The organism is Aggregicoccus sp. 17bor-14 (assembly GCF_009659535.1).
GTDB lineage: Bacteria > Myxococcota > Myxococcia > Myxococcales > Myxococcaceae > Aggregicoccus.
Genome location: NZ_VJZZ01000009.1, coordinates 286,024 through 301,881, shown reverse-complemented (window position 1 = coordinate 301,881; position 15,858 = coordinate 286,024). Strand labels below are relative to the sequence as shown.

10 protein-coding genes and 1 other RNA gene are annotated in these 15,858 nt (G+C 64.0%); 8 read left to right on the top strand and 3 right to left on the bottom strand.

The window, feature by feature from the left end; all coding sequences use genetic code 11:
- Positions 1-251: 251 nt before the first annotated feature.
- The gene (locus FGE12_RS19100) at positions 252-902 is read right to left on the bottom strand and encodes a hypothetical protein (RefSeq protein WP_153867901.1); all 651 of its coding nucleotides are present in this window, start codon (positions 900-902) and stop codon (positions 252-254) included.
- A 435-nt stretch (positions 903-1,337) separates the two neighbouring features.
- Here FGE12_RS19100 and FGE12_RS30985 point away from each other — a divergent pair, with 435 nt between their 5' ends.
- From FGE12_RS30985 to FGE12_RS30980, 4 genes are all read left to right on the top strand, one after another.
- Complete coding sequence (locus tag FGE12_RS30985) at positions 1,338-1,865, top strand: SprT-like domain-containing protein (protein ID WP_153867900.1); 528 nt, start codon at positions 1,338-1,340, stop codon at positions 1,863-1,865.
- Positions 1,786-5,406, top strand: a complete 3,621-nt coding sequence (locus FGE12_RS19090) for a DUF3427 domain-containing protein (protein ID WP_153867899.1) — start codon at positions 1,786-1,788, stop codon at positions 5,404-5,406. The genes FGE12_RS30985 and FGE12_RS19090 overlap by 80 nt, the downstream gene beginning before the upstream one ends.
- Before the next feature lie 427 nt (positions 5,407-5,833).
- Complete coding sequence (locus FGE12_RS19085) at positions 5,834-6,862, top strand: DNA cytosine methyltransferase (RefSeq protein ID WP_370459068.1); 1,029 nt, start codon at positions 5,834-5,836, stop codon at positions 6,860-6,862.
- A 5-nt stretch (positions 6,863-6,867) separates the two neighbouring features.
- Positions 6,868-7,293: a DNA mismatch endonuclease Vsr gene (locus FGE12_RS30980; RefSeq protein ID WP_153867898.1), complete on the top strand. Its 426-nt coding sequence runs from the start codon at positions 6,868-6,870 to the stop codon at positions 7,291-7,293.
- On the opposite strand, the gene FGE12_RS19075 is transcribed toward FGE12_RS30980, so the two are convergent.
- Positions 7,290-8,210 carry a NaeI family type II restriction endonuclease gene (locus FGE12_RS19075; RefSeq protein ID WP_153867897.1) on the bottom strand — a complete coding sequence of 307 codons (921 nt, stop codon included), beginning with the start codon at positions 8,208-8,210 and terminating at the stop codon, positions 7,290-7,292. The two genes, FGE12_RS30980 and FGE12_RS19075, sit on opposite strands and share 4 nt — an antisense overlap.
- 113 nt (positions 8,211-8,323) lie before the next feature.
- Here FGE12_RS19075 and FGE12_RS19070 point away from each other — a divergent pair, with 113 nt between their 5' ends.
- Positions 8,324-9,118 carry an HNH endonuclease gene (locus tag FGE12_RS19070; RefSeq protein WP_153867896.1) on the top strand — a complete coding sequence of 265 codons (795 nt, stop codon included), beginning with the start codon at positions 8,324-8,326 and terminating at the stop codon, positions 9,116-9,118.
- 425 nt (positions 9,119-9,543) lie between these two features.
- Complete coding sequence (locus FGE12_RS19065) at positions 9,544-11,436, top strand: toll/interleukin-1 receptor domain-containing protein (RefSeq protein ID WP_153867895.1); 1,893 nt, start codon at positions 9,544-9,546, stop codon at positions 11,434-11,436.
- 849 nt (positions 11,437-12,285) lie between these two features.
- On the opposite strand, the gene ssrA is transcribed toward FGE12_RS19065, so the two are convergent.
- Positions 12,286-12,649, bottom strand: a transfer-messenger RNA (tmRNA) gene (ssrA, locus tag FGE12_RS19060).
- Between the two features lie 141 nt (positions 12,650-12,790).
- Here ssrA and FGE12_RS19055 point away from each other — a divergent pair.
- Positions 12,791-14,164 (top strand): pitrilysin family protein, encoded by a 1,374-nt coding sequence (locus FGE12_RS19055; protein WP_153867894.1) that lies wholly within the window; start codon positions 12,791-12,793, stop codon positions 14,162-14,164.
- A gap of 2 nt (positions 14,165-14,166) precedes the next feature.
- Positions 14,167-15,774: an insulinase family protein gene (locus FGE12_RS19050; protein ID WP_153867893.1), complete on the top strand. Its 1,608-nt coding sequence runs from the start codon at positions 14,167-14,169 to the stop codon at positions 15,772-15,774.
- The last annotated feature ends 84 nt before the right edge of the window (positions 15,775-15,858 follow it).

The following is a 15,858-nucleotide window of genomic DNA, read 5'->3' as shown; positions in this document are numbered from 1 at the left end:
GCGCGCGGAGGTTTTCGCGCAGCTGCCCTCCGCGCGGGAGCGCGAGAAACCCGCCGAGTACCTCATCGACGCTGTCCTCGCGGCCGCTTAGGGTGGCGTCCGACTGCGAAACTCGAACTTAGGGGCCTCTGCCTCGTCATTCCGCCTGGTTCGGCCATGCGGTCGATCTCCGCAGGTGCGGGCATCGCGCTCCAACGCAACCCGCGTCCGTCCTGGGGCGTGCTTGCGGCCGCATGCCAACCGCTCCTGTCCTACTCGTCAGCACGCAGGAACGGCTCGGGCTCGAGGCCCGCCTCCTCGATCGCCCGGGTCAGCGTCCGCATCCGGAAGCGGGCCCGATCGAGCCCCTCCCGCATCCGCTCGGGAGGCTCGGGCCAGGGAGGCGCAGACGTGTCGTGCGGGACCGGGACGAGCGCGTCCGCCTTGCACCAGTCGCTCGCGCTCTCGGCGCCGGCGCCGCTGCGCAGCTCCACCTGCACAGTGCGCTCTCGAGGGTTCGTCGCGGTGACGCGCACGAGGTGGCCTCCGAGGAGGACCGAGTCGCCCACCTTCACCGGCAAGGGAGGCCGGGCCGCGTCGATGGCCGCCTCGATCCGGTCCTGTGCAGCCTCCCAGCGTGCGAGCAGCTCGGGCTGGCCGGTGAAGTCGCACATGCGTCCGAGGGACGTCTTGAGGAGTGAGCCCGGCTGCGCGGCCTCGAGCGCCTGCTCGACGTCGGACAGCGCCTGCTCGAGCTCCGGGAAGCGAGCGCGGCGCTTCGAGTCGTTGCGGGCCCTGTAGAGCGCATGGCCGGCCTGCAGCAGGGCCTCGAGCCTTCGCACCTCTGCGCCTTCACCGAACACCGAGGACACCCGCCTTCGACGCTGGACGACGCCGAGCTGCGACTTCGCTTCGTCACTCATGCTGCGCTCCCGCGTTGGTTCGTGACCCTCCGGACCTGGGCGCCTGACAGAGCAAGGGCCCTCCTCCGGTCCCGAGTATCGAGCCTGGCCAGGAACATCCTGCCCCAGGTAGCAGCATTTCAGTCCGCGTCCGCCGTCACGCGGACGCCGCGCGCAGGGCTAGCGATGACGAAGTCCTCTTCGACCTTCAACGTTCCATTGAGTGAGCGCAGCCACAGCGAGTGCCAGGCACGCCAGCCCTCCGGCAACTGCCGCCGCAGCGCGGCAAGAACAGACAGCTTCGCTCAGCTCGTCGTCGAGCGCGCATGGTCCCTCGGAAAAACCGATCCCGGCATGCCGCTATAGTCGCTCATCAGAACCGCAACTGCCTCTCCACACCCCCACGAGCGGCTCCCTTCGCGAGGCGGCCTCGCGGTCGCGAGCGACTCGCCCTTCATGCCCCAACGCCGAAAGCCTGCGTCGCTCGAGAACCTCACCCGCCGCTGGCTTCGCGCGTGGGAGCGCTGCTGGGGCACGCCAGGGCTCACGTCCGCTATCCAGGTGGAGGAAAGCCCCCGTCTGCGGAGCACCATCGCGCGGGCCGCTCCGGCCAAGGCGACCATCCGACTCAGCCCCGAGCTGCGCGGCGCTTCACCGTCGCTCCTGCGTGAGGTCCTCTGCCACGAGGCCGCCCACATCGCGGCCTACCGTCTCCATGGGCCGGGCATCCGCCAGCATGGGCCCGAGTGGGCAGAGCTGATGGCGCGCGCAGGCTTCGCGCCGCGCCGCCGGCTCCCGACGCTCCCTCCGTCTCCACGAAAGGGGCCACCGGCCCTCTTCGAACATCGCTGCCCGGTATGCCAGGCCCGCCGCCTGGCTCGCCGGGCCATGTCCGCCTGGCGGTGTGCGAGCTGCGTCCAGCTCGGCCTGCCTGGCGCTCTCACCATCACCCGCCTCGCCCCACGAGCCGCCCGTGCCCCCTGATTGCCCCTTCTGCAGCCCTCGCGCCGAGCAAGTCTTCCACGAGGGCGAGCTCGTCCGCGGTCTGTGGGATGCGTTTCCGGTCTCTCCGGGACATGCCCTCCTCGTGACCCGCCGGCACGTCCCGACCTGGTTCGAGGCCACGGACGCGGAGCGCGCAGAGCTCACCGCAGCCACGCTGCTCGCGAGGCAGACCATCTTGCGGCACTACCCCGCCGAGGGCTTCAATCTCGGCGTCAACGCCGGCGAGGTTGCGGGCCAGACCGTCCCCCACCTCCACCTGCACGTCATCCCGCGGGTGCCCGGTGACGTTCCGGACCCGCGCGGCGGCGTCCGCCACGTCATCCCGGGCAAGGCCAACTACCTCGCGCCGGGTGCAGCAGGCCCACATCCGCGGCTCCTCACCCGCGGCGAGGAGGAGCCCCTGCTCGGCCACCTCCGCCTGGACATCGACCGCGCCCAGCAGCTCGACGTGGCCGTGGCCTTCGTCATGCCGAGCGGCGTCGAGCGCCTCTACTCCCACTTCCAGGACCTGCTCGCGCGAGGCGGCACGCTCCGGCTGGTGACGGGGGACTACCTCGGCATCACGGACCCGGGTGCCCTGCGCCGCCTGCTCGACCTGGGACTCGGGTACGCGCCCCAACAGCTCCAGCTCCGCGTCTTCTCCCGTGCAGGCACGAGCTTCCACCCCAAGGCCTACCTGTGCCGAGCCCACGGTGGCGAGGGCGTCGCGTACGTGGGCAGCTCCAACCTCTCGCGCTCGGCCCTCGAAGAGGGCGTGGAGTGGAACTACCGGATCGTCACCTCGCGCGACCGGGCCGGCTTCGGCCAGGCCGTGGAAGCCTTCGAGTCGCTCTTCCAGCACCCCTCCACCCAGGCGCTCGATGCGCAGTGGGTGGACCGATACGAAACGCGCCGCCGAACGGCCGTCGCCATGCCACCGGTCGTCGACGCCGAGATGGAGCGCGTGGAGCCGCCACCGCCGCCGAACGCTATCCAGAGGCGCGCGCTCGCCGCGCTGGAGGAGACGCGGGCCCGGGGCAACCGCGCAGGGCTCGTCGTGCTGGCCACGGGCCTAGGCAAGACGTGGCTCAGCGCCTTCGACTCGGACCGACCGGAGTTCCGGCGTGTGCTCTTCGTCGCCCACCGAGAAGAGATCCTCGACCAGGCGCTGAAGACCTTCCGCCGCATCCGCCCCAGCGCCCACTTCGGCCGCTACTCGGGCCAGGAGAAGGCACCGCGGGCAGATATCCTCTTCGCCTCCATCCAGACCCTGGGCCGCCAGGCGCACCTGGACCACTTCGACCCACGGGCCTTCGACTACATCGTGGTGGACGAGTTCCACCACGCGTCCGCGAAGACCTACCGCCGGCTCCTCGAGCACTTCGAGCCCGCCTTTCTCCTCGGCCTCACGGCAACCCCGGAGCGAAGTGATGGTGGAGACCTCCTCCAGCTGTGCGGAGAAAACCTCGTCTTCCGTTGCGACCTGGTGGATGGCATCCGGCGAGAGCTGCTCTGCCCCTTCCACTACTTCGGCGTCCCGGATGAGGTGGACTACCGGAACATTCCCTGGCGCAGCACCCGCTTTGACGAGGAGGCGCTCACCTCCGCCGTCGCCACTCAGGCGCGTGCCCAGAACATCCTCGAGCAGTGGCGCAGCCGAGGCGGGGCGCGGACCCTGGGGTTCTGCGTCTCCCAGCGGCACGCGGACTTCATGCGGGACTACTTCAAGGAGCGCGGAGTCCGCTGTGCAGCCGTGCACTCGGGGCCGACCTCAGCGCCGCGCGCCTCGTCGCTCGAGCGGCTCGCAGCAGGCGAGCTCCAAGTCGTCTTCGCCGTCGACATGTTCAACGAGGGCGTGGACCTCCCGGCCATCGACACGGTGATGATGCTGCGGCCCACGGAGTCGCAGATCCTCTGGCTCCAGCAGTTCGGCCGAGGCCTGCGCCGCTCCGAGGGGAAGTCGCACCTCACGGTCATCGACTACATCGGCAACCACCGCACCTTCCTCCTCAAGCCGCGAGCGCTCCTGGGGCTCCCCACCGGGAACGATCGCGAGCTGAGCGCCGCGCTCGAGCGACTGCAGCATGGGGAGTGGGAGCTCCCGCCGGGCTGCGAGGCCACCTACGAGCTGAAGGCCTTGGACCTCTTGCGAGGCCTGTTGCGCCTGCCGAAGGCCGGCGACGCGCTACGCACGTACTACGAGGACTTCCGCGAGCGACACGGCGAGCGCCCCACGGCCACCGAGGCCCACCATGACGGCTACGCGCCGCGCTCGGCGCGGAAGAGCTACGGCTCCTGGCTCGGCTTCGTGCGCGCGATGGGAGACCTCAGCCCCGCGGCCCAGGCAGCGCTAGAGACGGCCTCGGGCTTCCTGGATGCGCTCGAGGTCACGCAGATGACCAAGAGCTACAAGATGCTCGTCGTGCAGGCCCTGCTGAACCGGGACGCCCTGCCCGGCACGCTGGCCATCGAGGAGCTCGTCAGCGAAGTGCGACGACTCGCCGAGCGCAGCGCGCAGCTACGCGCGGACGTGGGGGACGCACTCCAGAGCCCCTCGGCCCTGCGCACGCTCCTCGAGCGTAACCCCATCGACGCGTGGACGGGTGCGAAGGGAACCGGTGGGAGGGCCTACTTCGCCTACGACGGGAGCACCCTTCGCTCGACCGTCGACGTCTCGGAAGACGCGCGGCCCGAACTCCAGGGCCTCGCGCGAGAGCTTGTCGACTGGAGGCTTGCGGAGTACCTGGGACGCGAGGGAGTGGAGCAAGCCGCAGAAGGATTCATGGTCAAGGTGAACCAGTCGGGAGGGCGCCCCATCCTGTTCCCTCTCGAGCGGGACAAGGTGCAGGGTATTCCCGAAGGCTGGACGAAGGTTGAGGTCGACGGGAACACGTACGACGCGAACTTCGTGAAGGTTGCGCTCAACGTGGTGCGCAAGCCCGGGGAGGAGCAGAACGAGCTGCCGGCAATCCTGAGAACCTGGTTCGGCCCCGATGCAGGACAGCCGGGAACGAACCACCTCGTGGCCTGTGAACCCGCTGGAGAGGGCTACCGGCTCAAGCCCGTCGGAAAGCAGCGCGAGGTCACGCTCGAACCCTGGCGTGAGTACTCCCGCGAGCAGATCCCTGCCCTCTTCGGCCTCCAATTCTCGGAGGCCATTTGGAACTCGGGCTTCGTCGCAACGGAGAAACACCTCTTCCTGCTGGTGACACTGGAGAAGGGCGCGATGACCGAGAACTTCAAGTACTCCGACAGGTTTCTCGATCCGCTTGCGTTCCAATGGCAAAGCCAGAATCGCACCGCAAAAGACAGCAAACACGGCCGAGCGCTAAAAAACCACGTCGCGAGCGGCGTTCAGGTCCAGCTTTTCGTCCGAGCCCAGAAGAAGCGGACGTCGGGAAGCGCCGCCCCGTTCATTTACTGCGGCCCGGTCACGTTCGCCTCCTGGCAGGGAGAGAAGCCCATTACGATTCACTGGGCCCTGAGCGAACCGGTTCCGCACCGGCTAGGGGACGTGCTTCGCGTTCCGCGCGGCGGATAGCTGCAAACGAGACTAAGCCCACTAATCCACATTGGATTGCCGAGCTCGGTGGCGACGGCGGGAGGCAAAGCCGCAGAGCTGTTCCCCGAAATGCGAGTTAGGCCGCGCACTCACCGCACAAGCTACTGAAATGACTGCGTTCGCGGACAAGTCACCCAGTGTGCTGTGCCCGCCTCCGCGTCATCAAGTGATGGTTGCGTCCGAGTGAGCGGAGCCCTAGGTAGCATCGATCGCTCTTAACATCGCGTGGGGACATCGCACCTCGCCCCCGGGGTAGCTACAGGACGCCGCCCGCCGGGGCAGGACGCGGTGCCTTCGGGCACCACTTCTGAACCGCCCGTTTGTTGACGAATGCTGCGGACGCGCTGAATGTCAGGCCGGTGGACTACGGTGCGTACGTTGAAGTAGGGGATCGAGCGGAGGGTGCGTGAGGCAAACGAAGCCAAGTTTGACGGCCGTTGAAATTTGTGCAGGGGCTGGCGGACAAGCACTCGGCCTAGACCTTGCGGGCTTTGGACACGCAGCGGCCGTTGAAATTGATAGGGATGCGTGTGCGACGCTCCGGCTGAACAGACCTCAGTGGCGGGTCTTTGAAGAAGATCTGCGTTGCTTTTCTGGTCGGCATCTCAAGGGCATCGACCTCCTTGCAGGGGGGGTCCCCTGTCCTCCTTTCTCGATCGCGGGAAAGCAGCTTGGTGCGGATGACGAGCGTGACCTCTTTCCCGAGGCCATTCGGCTCGTGAAGGAAACACGGCCATCTGCGGTGCTTCTTGAAAATGTTCGGGGCCTCGCCTCCGACAAGTTCACCGGCTACCGTGATGGAATCCTCCGCCAGCTGTCGGCCCTTGGCTATGAGTCGTCGTGGCAACTTCTCAATGCCTCTGACTACGGCGTGCCACAGCTCCGTCCTCGATTCTTGCTGGTCGCGCTTCGGGCGCATATTGCGCCGTACTTCAAGTGGCCCCAGCCGGTTAAGACGACGCCGACGGTGGGACAAGTGCTCGCTGACCTAATGTCTCAGCATGGATGGAGTGGCGCCAACGGCTGGGTCGCGCGCGCGAACAAGATTGCGCCAACTATCGTAGGAGGATCGAAGAAGCATGGTGGACCAGACCTCGGTCCGACGCGTGCGCGTGCGCAGTGGAAGGAACTAGGGGTCGACGGACTGGGTATCGCGAACGAAGGACCTGGTCGCGATTTTCCAATCGATGGATTGCCGAAGCTCACGGTCCGGATGGTTGCCCGAATCCAGGGCTTCCCCGATTCGTGGATCTTTTCAGGGAAAAAGACGGCGGCGTACCGTCAAGTAGGCAATGCCTTTCCTCCTCCGGTTGCCCAGGCTGTCGGCCGGGCGATTCGCGCTGCTATTCATAAGGCGCCATCGGACAAGTCCCGCGTGGCACTTAAAATGCCCACCCAACTGCTGCTCACCCAGGACGAACGAATTGCCGTTTAAGTAGAATGGACTTGCTCTCGAAAGAGGCTCGTAGCGAAAACATGCGGAGGATCCGGTCTCGCGATACGAGACCGGAACTGCTCGTGCGGCGCGCACTTCACCGCCTGGGCTTCCGATTCAGGCTTAGTGAGCAGAGGCTTCCTGGCCGTCCTGACATCGTTCTTCCGCGCTGGCAGACGGTCGTATTCGTCCACGGCTGCTACTGGCATCAGCACAGTCGTTGCGTCGATGGGCACGTGCCAAAGACGAAGCGAGGGTATTGGGTACCGAAGCTTGAGCGGAACGTTGAACGCGACAAAGAGAACCGCCACGCACTCCGCCAACTTGGGTACAAGGTTTTCGTAGTTTGGGAGTGTGAAGCTCTCCGTCCAACTACACTTGCTGCTCGCTTAGGTGTAATCAGCGAGAGAATCCGCGGCGGAGCCGCTTAAGTATGTCTGTCGGCGCGGGGAAGTAGTGGAGCGTCCACCTTTTGTGGATCGTGCTCGGCGGCAAGACGCCACCACTTTTGGCCGATTTCCACCGCACCCTGAGCCCCACGCTCTGCGAGGACGAGTCGAGCTGACACGAATTCTCCTTTGTGCGGAGTTGGAAGGCCTAGGCCCCTGGTCAACGCCTCGTGCTCGTGACCAAATATCACGATACCCAGTGGACGTAACTTCTCCCGGGCACCGCCGTTCTCACGAACGCGTTTGAGAAAGTCATCCTGCTGCGCCGCGGTCGCGACGGCCCCCCTCCCAACAATTCGCCGCTGCGCGTGAATGAAAAGTTTATTGACGCGTTTCTGGCCGGAAATTGCAGGATTCAAAATATCCTTCACCTGCTCCTCCCGTAGTCCGAGATAGACATTCGGCGGAAGGGGGGCGTGGTCGAATAGCCACTTAACCGCTGTCTGACCGGCTCGAGAGAGCGTCCTCTTGCCGTCGCGGTTCTGGCTGTCGGATAGGAGCGTTGGCGACGCACGGACCAACCCGAGCGACCACTTAGCTTCCGCGTCGCTTGCCCACACGACCATGCACAAGTGGCCAACAGCTTCCGGGGGAATCATCCATCCAAAGATTGACTGCGAGAACTTACAGTCAACCTCGACGCCGGCAATTTTGAAATCGAGCACATCTCCGTCAACGAATTGCATCGCCCGCTGCAGGTTAATCTCTACCATGGTGCCAGCGTGGGTCTTCTCGGTTTTAAATAGCTGCTCCCAACGGTATCGGCCCGTGTGCTGACCATCGAGAAGCTGGTCGATGGTGTCGCGCAGGACCCACCCAATAGCATTTTGGGTGACGCTAGCGTTCTCCCCGAGGAGCGCCTTTTCAACCGCCTCTAGCTCTAGGTCGCGATTAGCCATGGAGCCGATCAGCGCAGGATCCCGAAAGAGATCAAGCTCGATCCTGGCTCGTCGCCCGTCACAATCGAAAACTTGCTGTTGATCTGGGCCGAGCTGCGAGTCCAGATCGCCGCATGACCCGTCAACGCACCAATTCAGTCATCGGTTCGCGAGGCAAACAGCTCAAGAACGCAATCCTTGGTTTGCTCAAGGGCGTCGGCAACCGAGGGGCAACCATTCACGACATCCGCAGTCGATTGCGCGTCGGCGCCCAGCAACATGTCGACCGTCGCCTGCGTGAGCTCGATGCGAGCCACACGATTGAGCGCCGACGAGAAGGCCGCAATACATTCTACGTCTACAAAGGCGTTCGCCGCAAAAGGCTGAACTCCTCGGCAATTTCCAAATCACTTCGCGCCGAAGTGCTTCATGCACACGGCCGACAATGTCAAATGTGCGGGAGGTCTCCGGCCAAAGACAAGGTTCGACTCCACATCGACCATCGCATTCCCCGCGCATGGGGCGGGAAGACGGTTTTCGAAAACCTGGAGCCACTGTGCTCTGCGTGCAACGAGGGGAAAAAGAATCTCTTCAAAACACTAACATCAAAACAGATGCGGGAAATCCTGGCCACCAAGAGCGTTCACGAGCGGCTGGCGCGAGCCCTTCATGCGACACCAGGAAAGCCGGTACCTGCTCGCTTCCTGATGCTGGTTGCCAATTCCGGAACTGTGCAAGACGATTGGCAGAAGCGCCTTCGAGAGCTTCGCTACATAGGCCTAAAGATTACCGTCAGCCGACACAAGACTCCCGAGGGCCATGTGACCACCGATTACACATTGACAAACTGGGTAAGGTTGCCATCCGACACAAGTGAGCGTATTCGGAGGATCGAACGTTCGAGAGCGGCGCGACGAACTCCTCAGTAAGCGCCATTTACGCGTCTCCCCATCTCGGCGTCCCTAATTGCGCGCCTCTTACGGTGGCGGCGATAAAGTAGTTGGCTTCGCGCTTTGGTGGCCCTGACATCTAGCAGCAACCTAAACGCCCCGGGCTCGATTGTTCGACGAGATTAGCGATCCAGTCCTTTAGACACAGCGCACTTTGTTACACTGGGGCCGCAACCAGGCATTGCTCGGGTCATTGGGCTCGAACGCGGCTCGCCTTCCCCCTTGTGGCACCACGCGGGCGGAGTTCGAGGCGTAATGGCCCGGGGCGATGACACCACCCCCAGCCCCCATAGTCTCAACCTCGCGGGAAACCTGGTTAAAGATGCTCCTCGGCGCTCTCCATGATAAGAACCGGGCGCCGTCGGGTGTGGCGACGGTCTTAATACCTAGATTAGGAGGAGCAGATGGTTCCTCAGGTCTTTCTGTCCCTGTCGGGGTACGACGACGCCTTTGTGGAGAAGGTTTGGCGACGCCTCCCTGAAGGCCTTGCCCTTTTTTACAAGAAAAGCTTTGCGAACGGACAGAAACTCTTGGATGCCATGGAGGAGGGCGTAGACCGCTCGTCGGTATTTGTCCTCTTCGCCTCGAAACATTCAATTGACTCATGTTGGGTAGGCTTTGAGGTTGACCAGGCTAGGCTTGCGAAGATCCAGCGTCCTAATCTGAGGGTCCTAGTTTTTCCGCTATCTGCAGACATTACGTCCGCGGTGCTTCCCACCTGGATGCGACAATACTGGGTGTCGAGAGCAGGCTGGAATCCGCAGGATATTGCCAGATATGTGCGACATATCTTGACCTCCCCGCCGATCGCGCCTTCGTCCCTGTCTGCACGGGTATTTGGTCGCGGCCAGCATTTGGACATGGCCAACCAGCGCCTGATGACCGCGGTGGCAGAGACGCATGCGACCCCCAACGTCCTCGTATTCACGGGCGTCAATGGGATCGGCCGCCGAACGTTTGCCCGTTACCTACTGGAACAGTCGTTGCCAGCGTTGCCGGAGCTGCGGTTTGGACCAGAACTTCTTCTGCCTCAATTCGCTGACCTCGCCGATCTTTACAGGGGGCTCAGGGAGCAGATTGATCCAAACTTTTCGCTTCAGACGTTCGAGCGCGACCTGCCCGTGTTCCAGAACATGAGCTTGCCTGAACAAGTCGAAGAGGTTGCCAACTCGATTGCATACTTTGGGGAGTTGGGGCAGGCCGTTTTTGCAGTAACAGGGAGTGGCTTGTTTGAGGATCGAGGGAACCCCAAGCCTTGGGTGAGGCCCTTGTTCAACGCGTTGGCCACGCGCTCACAGGCCAAGCTCTGCATCGTTGCGCACAGACAGTTCCGTGAGGAGGAGCTCCGGAGCCATAGAAATGTGTTCCAACTCTACGTGCCGCCGCTCAAGGATCCGGATATCCGCGCACTTATAACATTCGCTTCCGGAGCATTCGGGTTGAAGCCGCTGTCTCCTAGCGACAACTTGGTAAGTGCGATTGGCGGTCATCCCGACATCGCCAAAGCCGCTGTCCGTTTGATCGCTCAGCGAGGAGAGCACATTCTAGAGAAGAGCCCAAACATCCTTTTTAGCGTTCAAGATGAGATTTTGAGCGAAAACCTCGACGTGGAAGCACTAAGTGAAGTTCAACAAGAAGTGCTATGCATGTTAAGTTGGGTACCCCGTCTGAGCGGACGCATTTTGGAACGCGTCGTAATGGCTCGCCACAAGACATCAGGGCCTGACTTTGCCGAGTCAATCGACAACCTAATTCTTGGATGTCTCGTCCTCGTGGCCGGAAGCGGCTTTGCAATTTCCTCCGCGATACGCGAAATGTTTCGCCGCAGATATGGATATGGGCCCTCCGGTCTAATTAAGGAGTTCTCAGCAGCCCTGAGCGACGAATGGAGACAGTCAGTTGAAAACAGCGAATTCAGGAGCGAGCTCTTTGATGCATTTGTATTCATGCATGCTCTGGAGGGAAAGTCTCTCCCCGATGAACTGCAGAATTTGCTGCTCCCATCAACGCTTCAAGAAGTAATCAGGGAAACATACGCGCGAGGACGCGATGACGCCGAAGCGCTTCGTCGCGTAGTGGCCTGGGGTAGTATCGCGCAGAAGATGAAGCTAGATGAGACTGTGCGCGAGGAAATCCTTTCCTCGGTCGTGCGCGCCCACATCCGGCTCGGAGAGTATGCCGCAGCCGAGCAATTTATGAAGCTGTTCGACAAAAACGGATACAGGTCGGCCCCGTTTTTGCGCGGGTTTTCGCTAAGACGCCAAGATAAGCACCGCGACGCGCTTCCATTTCTTTGAGAGGCGCTCGCCACAAAGAAATACGAACGCTCAGCCGTCCAAGAGCTCGCAACTTGCTACCAAAAGCTGGGCATGTGGCGCGAACTTACGGAACTGGTAGATGACTACAAGGATCTGATTGATGATAGCGCCTCACTTCTCGACTTCAGAGCTGGGATGCTCATCGCGGCGGGACGGATTGGGGACGCAGAGGCTACCATTCGCAGGTTGCAGTCCCTCCCCCAGGACGAAGGACGATCCACGATTCGGCAAGCGCAAATCTTGATTCAGCGCGATCACAGCTTCTCCCAGGCCGAGAAGCTCCTCTCAAAGCTTATCACAAGCGGAATTGGGAGCCCGGTCGAAATCAGGCGATGGCGCGCACTCGCGGCGGCGTACGCTGGGAATCACGCACTCGCTCGACAGGACGTTGAGTTCATCCGTTCCCGAGCAGGGCGGCAGCCAACAGCTCAGCGCCTAGACGTGCATCTCGCTTTAGCGCAGTCAGATTATGACGGCGCCGAGAGAGCCCTCGCGCAACTCGGCCGACGCTCAGTCCACGACGAACTGCTGCGGGCCAGAATTTTGGAGCGGCGTGCTGCAGACGTGCGCACGGCGCTCGCAGATAGAGAGCCGCTTCGAAGTGAGGCCGCGGTATTGAGGGCGAAGAATCGACAGGCCACAGAGTTTGACTTTGACTAACAAAGCCCAAGCTGGCTGTCCCAGAGGTTTATGAGAGCATCTTTTGCCTGCTTCGCCACACCGTTGAGACCGCCGCGTACGTCCCACGACGTGGTAGAGGCTCGAGACAATTGGGCGAGATAGCATAAGCCCAGCAACCCCTTCGGGTTGCTGGGCTTCACAGTCTCACAGTGGAGGCGGCGGGAATCGAACCCGCGTCCGAAAGCCTTCCATCTTTCGACCCTACGTGCGTAGTCCGTGGTTTGATTTAGGCGTCGCAGACTCCCACGGACGGGATGCTGCGGGCCGGTCCCTGAAAAGTCTCGCCAGCCGGGTTCAGGGCGCCCCGGTCAGCCAGCCTGCATTATGACGGTCCTTCTGAGCCCACAGGCCGAGACCCAGGGGACCGCACTCTTAACGCTGGTTAAGCAGCGAGAGCGAGCTCAACGTTGTCGTTGGCTTTTGTGTTTTTGCCGGTCGGTTTAACGAGTCATCCAGCAAGCTCGGCACGCGTCTCAGACTTCAATGCCCCCGTCGAAGCCAGGTCGCCCCCGGTTCGAAAGTGGTGCTTCGTGATGCTGCAGAGACAGTAACCGCTGAGAAGCACACGTCAATCCCCCTTTGTGCTGGACCCCTACAGGGGCTCGCCTAGGGTGCGCCGCGCTGGCCTCTCTCTCGACGGAGTCCCAACCGCATGCGACGACTGCTGCCTCCCGTCCTCGCGCTCCTGCTCGCCCTCCTGGCCCCCGTGGCCTCGGCCCAGCAGGCAGGCGCCCCCTCGCCCTTCTTCCCCTACCCCATGAAGACCGAGCGGCTGCCCAACGGCCTCACGGTCGTGCGGGTGCCCTTCAAGTCTCCGGGCCTGGTCGCCTACTACACCGTGGTCCGCGTGGGCTCGCGCAACGAGGTGGAGCCGGGCAAGACGGGCTTCGCGCACTTCTTCGAGCACATGATGTTCAAGGGCACGAAGGCGCACCCCGAGGGCTCGCGCGAGAAGGTCATCAGCAAGTACGGCTACGACGACAACGCCTTCACCACGGATGACGTCACCGTGTATCACTCGTTCGGGCCCTCGGCGGGCCTGGGTGAGCTCATCCCCATCGAGGCGGACCGCTTCGCGAACCTCGAGTACTCGGAGCCGTCGTTCCAGACCGAGGCCCTCGCGGTGCTGGGCGAGTACCACAAGAACGCGGCGGCACCGTTCCTCAAGATGGAGGAGGCGCTCAACGCGACGGCCTTCAAGAAGCACACGTACCAGCACACCACGCTCGGCTTCTACGCGGACGTGAAGGCGATGCCCCAGCAGTACCAGTACTCCAAGTCCTTCTTCGAGCGCTGGTACACGCCGGACAACACGATGGTCTTCATCGTCGGCGACTTCGACGACGCGAAGGTGATGGACCTGGTGCGCCAGAGCTACTCCTCCTGGAACCGCAAGGTGGCCTCCGTGAAGGTCCCCGCGGAGCCGCCACAGCGCGAGCAGCGCAGCGTGGAGGTGCCCTGGCCGCAGCCCACGCAGCCGCGCACGGTGTTCGCGTGGCACACGCCCGCGGCGAGCCTCAACACGCAGGACGCGGCGATCCAGAGCGTGCTGCAGGCCTACTTGGTTGGCCCCACGAGCCCGCTGTACCGCACGCTGGTGCTGGAGAAGCAGCTCGCCGAGAGCATCGGCAGCGACTGGGGCATCCACCGCGACCCGCACCTCTTCACCCTCACCGCGACGCTCAAGGACGAGAAGGGGCGCGACGCGGTGGAGGAGGCCTTCGGGCAGGCGGTGCGCGACCTCGCCACGGGGCGCGTGGATGCGGCCCGGGTGAATGCCATCAAGAGCAACCTGCGCTACGGGCAGCTGATGGGCCTGGAGACGGCGAACGACGTGGGCGTGGCGCTCGCGTACTACGCGGGCGTGTACGGCGCGCCGGACGCCTTCGCGCGCCACCAGCAGGCGCTGAGCCAGGTGAAGCCCCAGCAGCTCATCGAGTTCGCCAAGCGGTACATGCCCGCCGCGAACCGCACCATCCTCTCGCTCACCCAGGCGCCCGCCGCCGCCAAGAAGGGGGAGAAGTAGCCATGACCTTGCGCACCTCGACCCTGCTCCTCGCGCTCGGCCTCTCCGCCTGCGCCTCCTCCCCCAAGCCCGCGCCCGAGGCTCCCTCGGCCCCCGAGCCCCAGACCACTGCGGTCACGCAGCCCACGCCGGCGCCCGAGGCCGGCCCGCGCACCGTGCCGGCGAAGCCCCTGCTCAAGCCCGAGCCCCTGCACCTCGTGGTGCAGCCCAACCCCGACTCCCCCATCGTCTCCTTCCGGCTCGTCTTCCACTCGGGCTCGGTGGACGACCCCAAGGGGCTCGAGGGGCTGACCTCGCTCACCGCGGACGTGCTCGCGGAGGGCGGCACCGAGAAGCTCAGCAGCGCGCAGCTGCTCGAGGCCCTGTTCCCCATGGCCGCGGAGCTCCGGACCTTCACCGACAAGGAGTTCACGGTCTTCGAAGGCCGCGTGCACAAGGACTTCCTCGGCCGCTTCCTGGACATCTTCACCGACGTGCTGCTCGCGCCCCGCTACGACCCGCGCGAGTTCGAGCGCCTGCGCGCGAATGCGCTCTCCACGGTGAAGAACACCCTGCGCAGCGCGGACGACGAGACGCTGGGCAAGGTCGCGCTCGAGAGCATGCTCTTCGAGGGCCACCCCTACGCGCACTTCGTCGGCGGCACGGTGCAGGGCCTGCAGCGCATTACCCTGGGCGACGTGAAGGCCCAGGCCTCGCGCGTCTTCACGCAGGATCGCCTCGTGGTGGGGCTCGCGGGCGCGGTGGACGAGAGCCTGCAGAACACGGTGCTCGAGCGGCTGCGCAAGCTGCCGCCCACGGGCGCTCCCGCGGTGGAGCTCCCGGCCGTCACCGTGAAGCCCGGCCAGGCGCTCATCGTGGAGAAGCCCGCGCTCTCCACCGCCATCTCCATGGGCTACGTGACGCCGCTGCGCCGCGACGACCCGGACTTCTTCGCGGTGGCCTTCGCGCTGAGCTACCTCGGCGAGCACCGCCAGACCGGCGGCGTGCTCTTCAACGAGCTGCGCGAGAAGCGCGGCCTCAACTACGGCGACTACGCCTACGCCGAGCACTTCATCCAGGAGCCGGGCACCACGTACAACCGCACGAACCTCGCGCACACGCAGCAGGACATCCAGCTGTGGATTCGCCCCGTCGTGCCGGCCAACGCCGTCTTCGCCACCCGCGGCGCCGTGTACTTCCTGCAGAAGCTCGTGGACGAGGGCATCCCCCAGGACAAGTTCGAGCTCAGCCGCGGCTTCCTCGGCGGCTACGCGCGCCTGTGGGAGCAGACGGATCAGCGCCGCCTCGGCTTCGCCATCGACAACCTGTTCTACGGCACGCCGAACTTCCTCGAGAAGTACCGCGCCGCGCTCAAAGGCATGAGCCCCGAGTCCGTGCACGCCGCGGTGAAGCGCCACCTGCGCCCCGAGCTGCTCAACTTCGCCTTCGTGACGCAGGACGCGCAGGGCCTGAGCGAGACGCTGAAGGGCGGGGTCGCGACCCCGATTCAGTACGCGAGCCAGAAGGCTCCGGAGCTCCTGGAGGTCGACAAGGCCATCAGCACGTTGCACCTGCCCATCCACGCGGACGAGGTGAAGATCGTGCCCGCGTCGGACGTGATGGAGAAGTAGCGCCGCACTGAAATCTCAGTGGCTCCCGGGCCGGGCTTTTCTTGGGCCCCTCGGGAGCCACGGCTATAAGCGACGGACTCTGTA

Bases quoted from the DNA above. Each gene is read 5' to 3' on its own strand.
- FGE12_RS19100 (WP_153867901.1), bottom strand. From the start codon at position 902: ATGAGTGACGAAGCGAAGTCGCAGCTCGGCGTCGTCCAGCGTCGAAGG.
- FGE12_RS30985 (WP_153867900.1), top strand. From the start codon at position 1,338: ATGCCCCAACGCCGAAAGCCTGCGTCGCTCGAGAACCTCACCCGCCGC.
- FGE12_RS30980 (WP_153867898.1), top strand. From the start codon at position 6,868: ATGGACTTGCTCTCGAAAGAGGCTCGTAGCGAAAACATGCGGAGGATC.
- FGE12_RS19075 (WP_153867897.1), bottom strand. From the start codon at position 8,210: ATGGCTAATCGCGACCTAGAGCTAGAGGCGGTTGAAAAGGCGCTCCTC.
- FGE12_RS19070 (WP_153867896.1), top strand. From the start codon at position 8,324: ATGACCCGTCAACGCACCAATTCAGTCATCGGTTCGCGAGGCAAACAG.
- FGE12_RS19065 (WP_153867895.1), top strand. From the start codon at position 9,544: ATGGTTCCTCAGGTCTTTCTGTCCCTGTCGGGGTACGACGACGCCTTT.
- FGE12_RS19055 (WP_153867894.1), top strand. From the start codon at position 12,791: ATGCGACGACTGCTGCCTCCCGTCCTCGCGCTCCTGCTCGCCCTCCTG.
- FGE12_RS19050 (WP_153867893.1), top strand. From the start codon at position 14,167: ATGACCTTGCGCACCTCGACCCTGCTCCTCGCGCTCGGCCTCTCCGCC.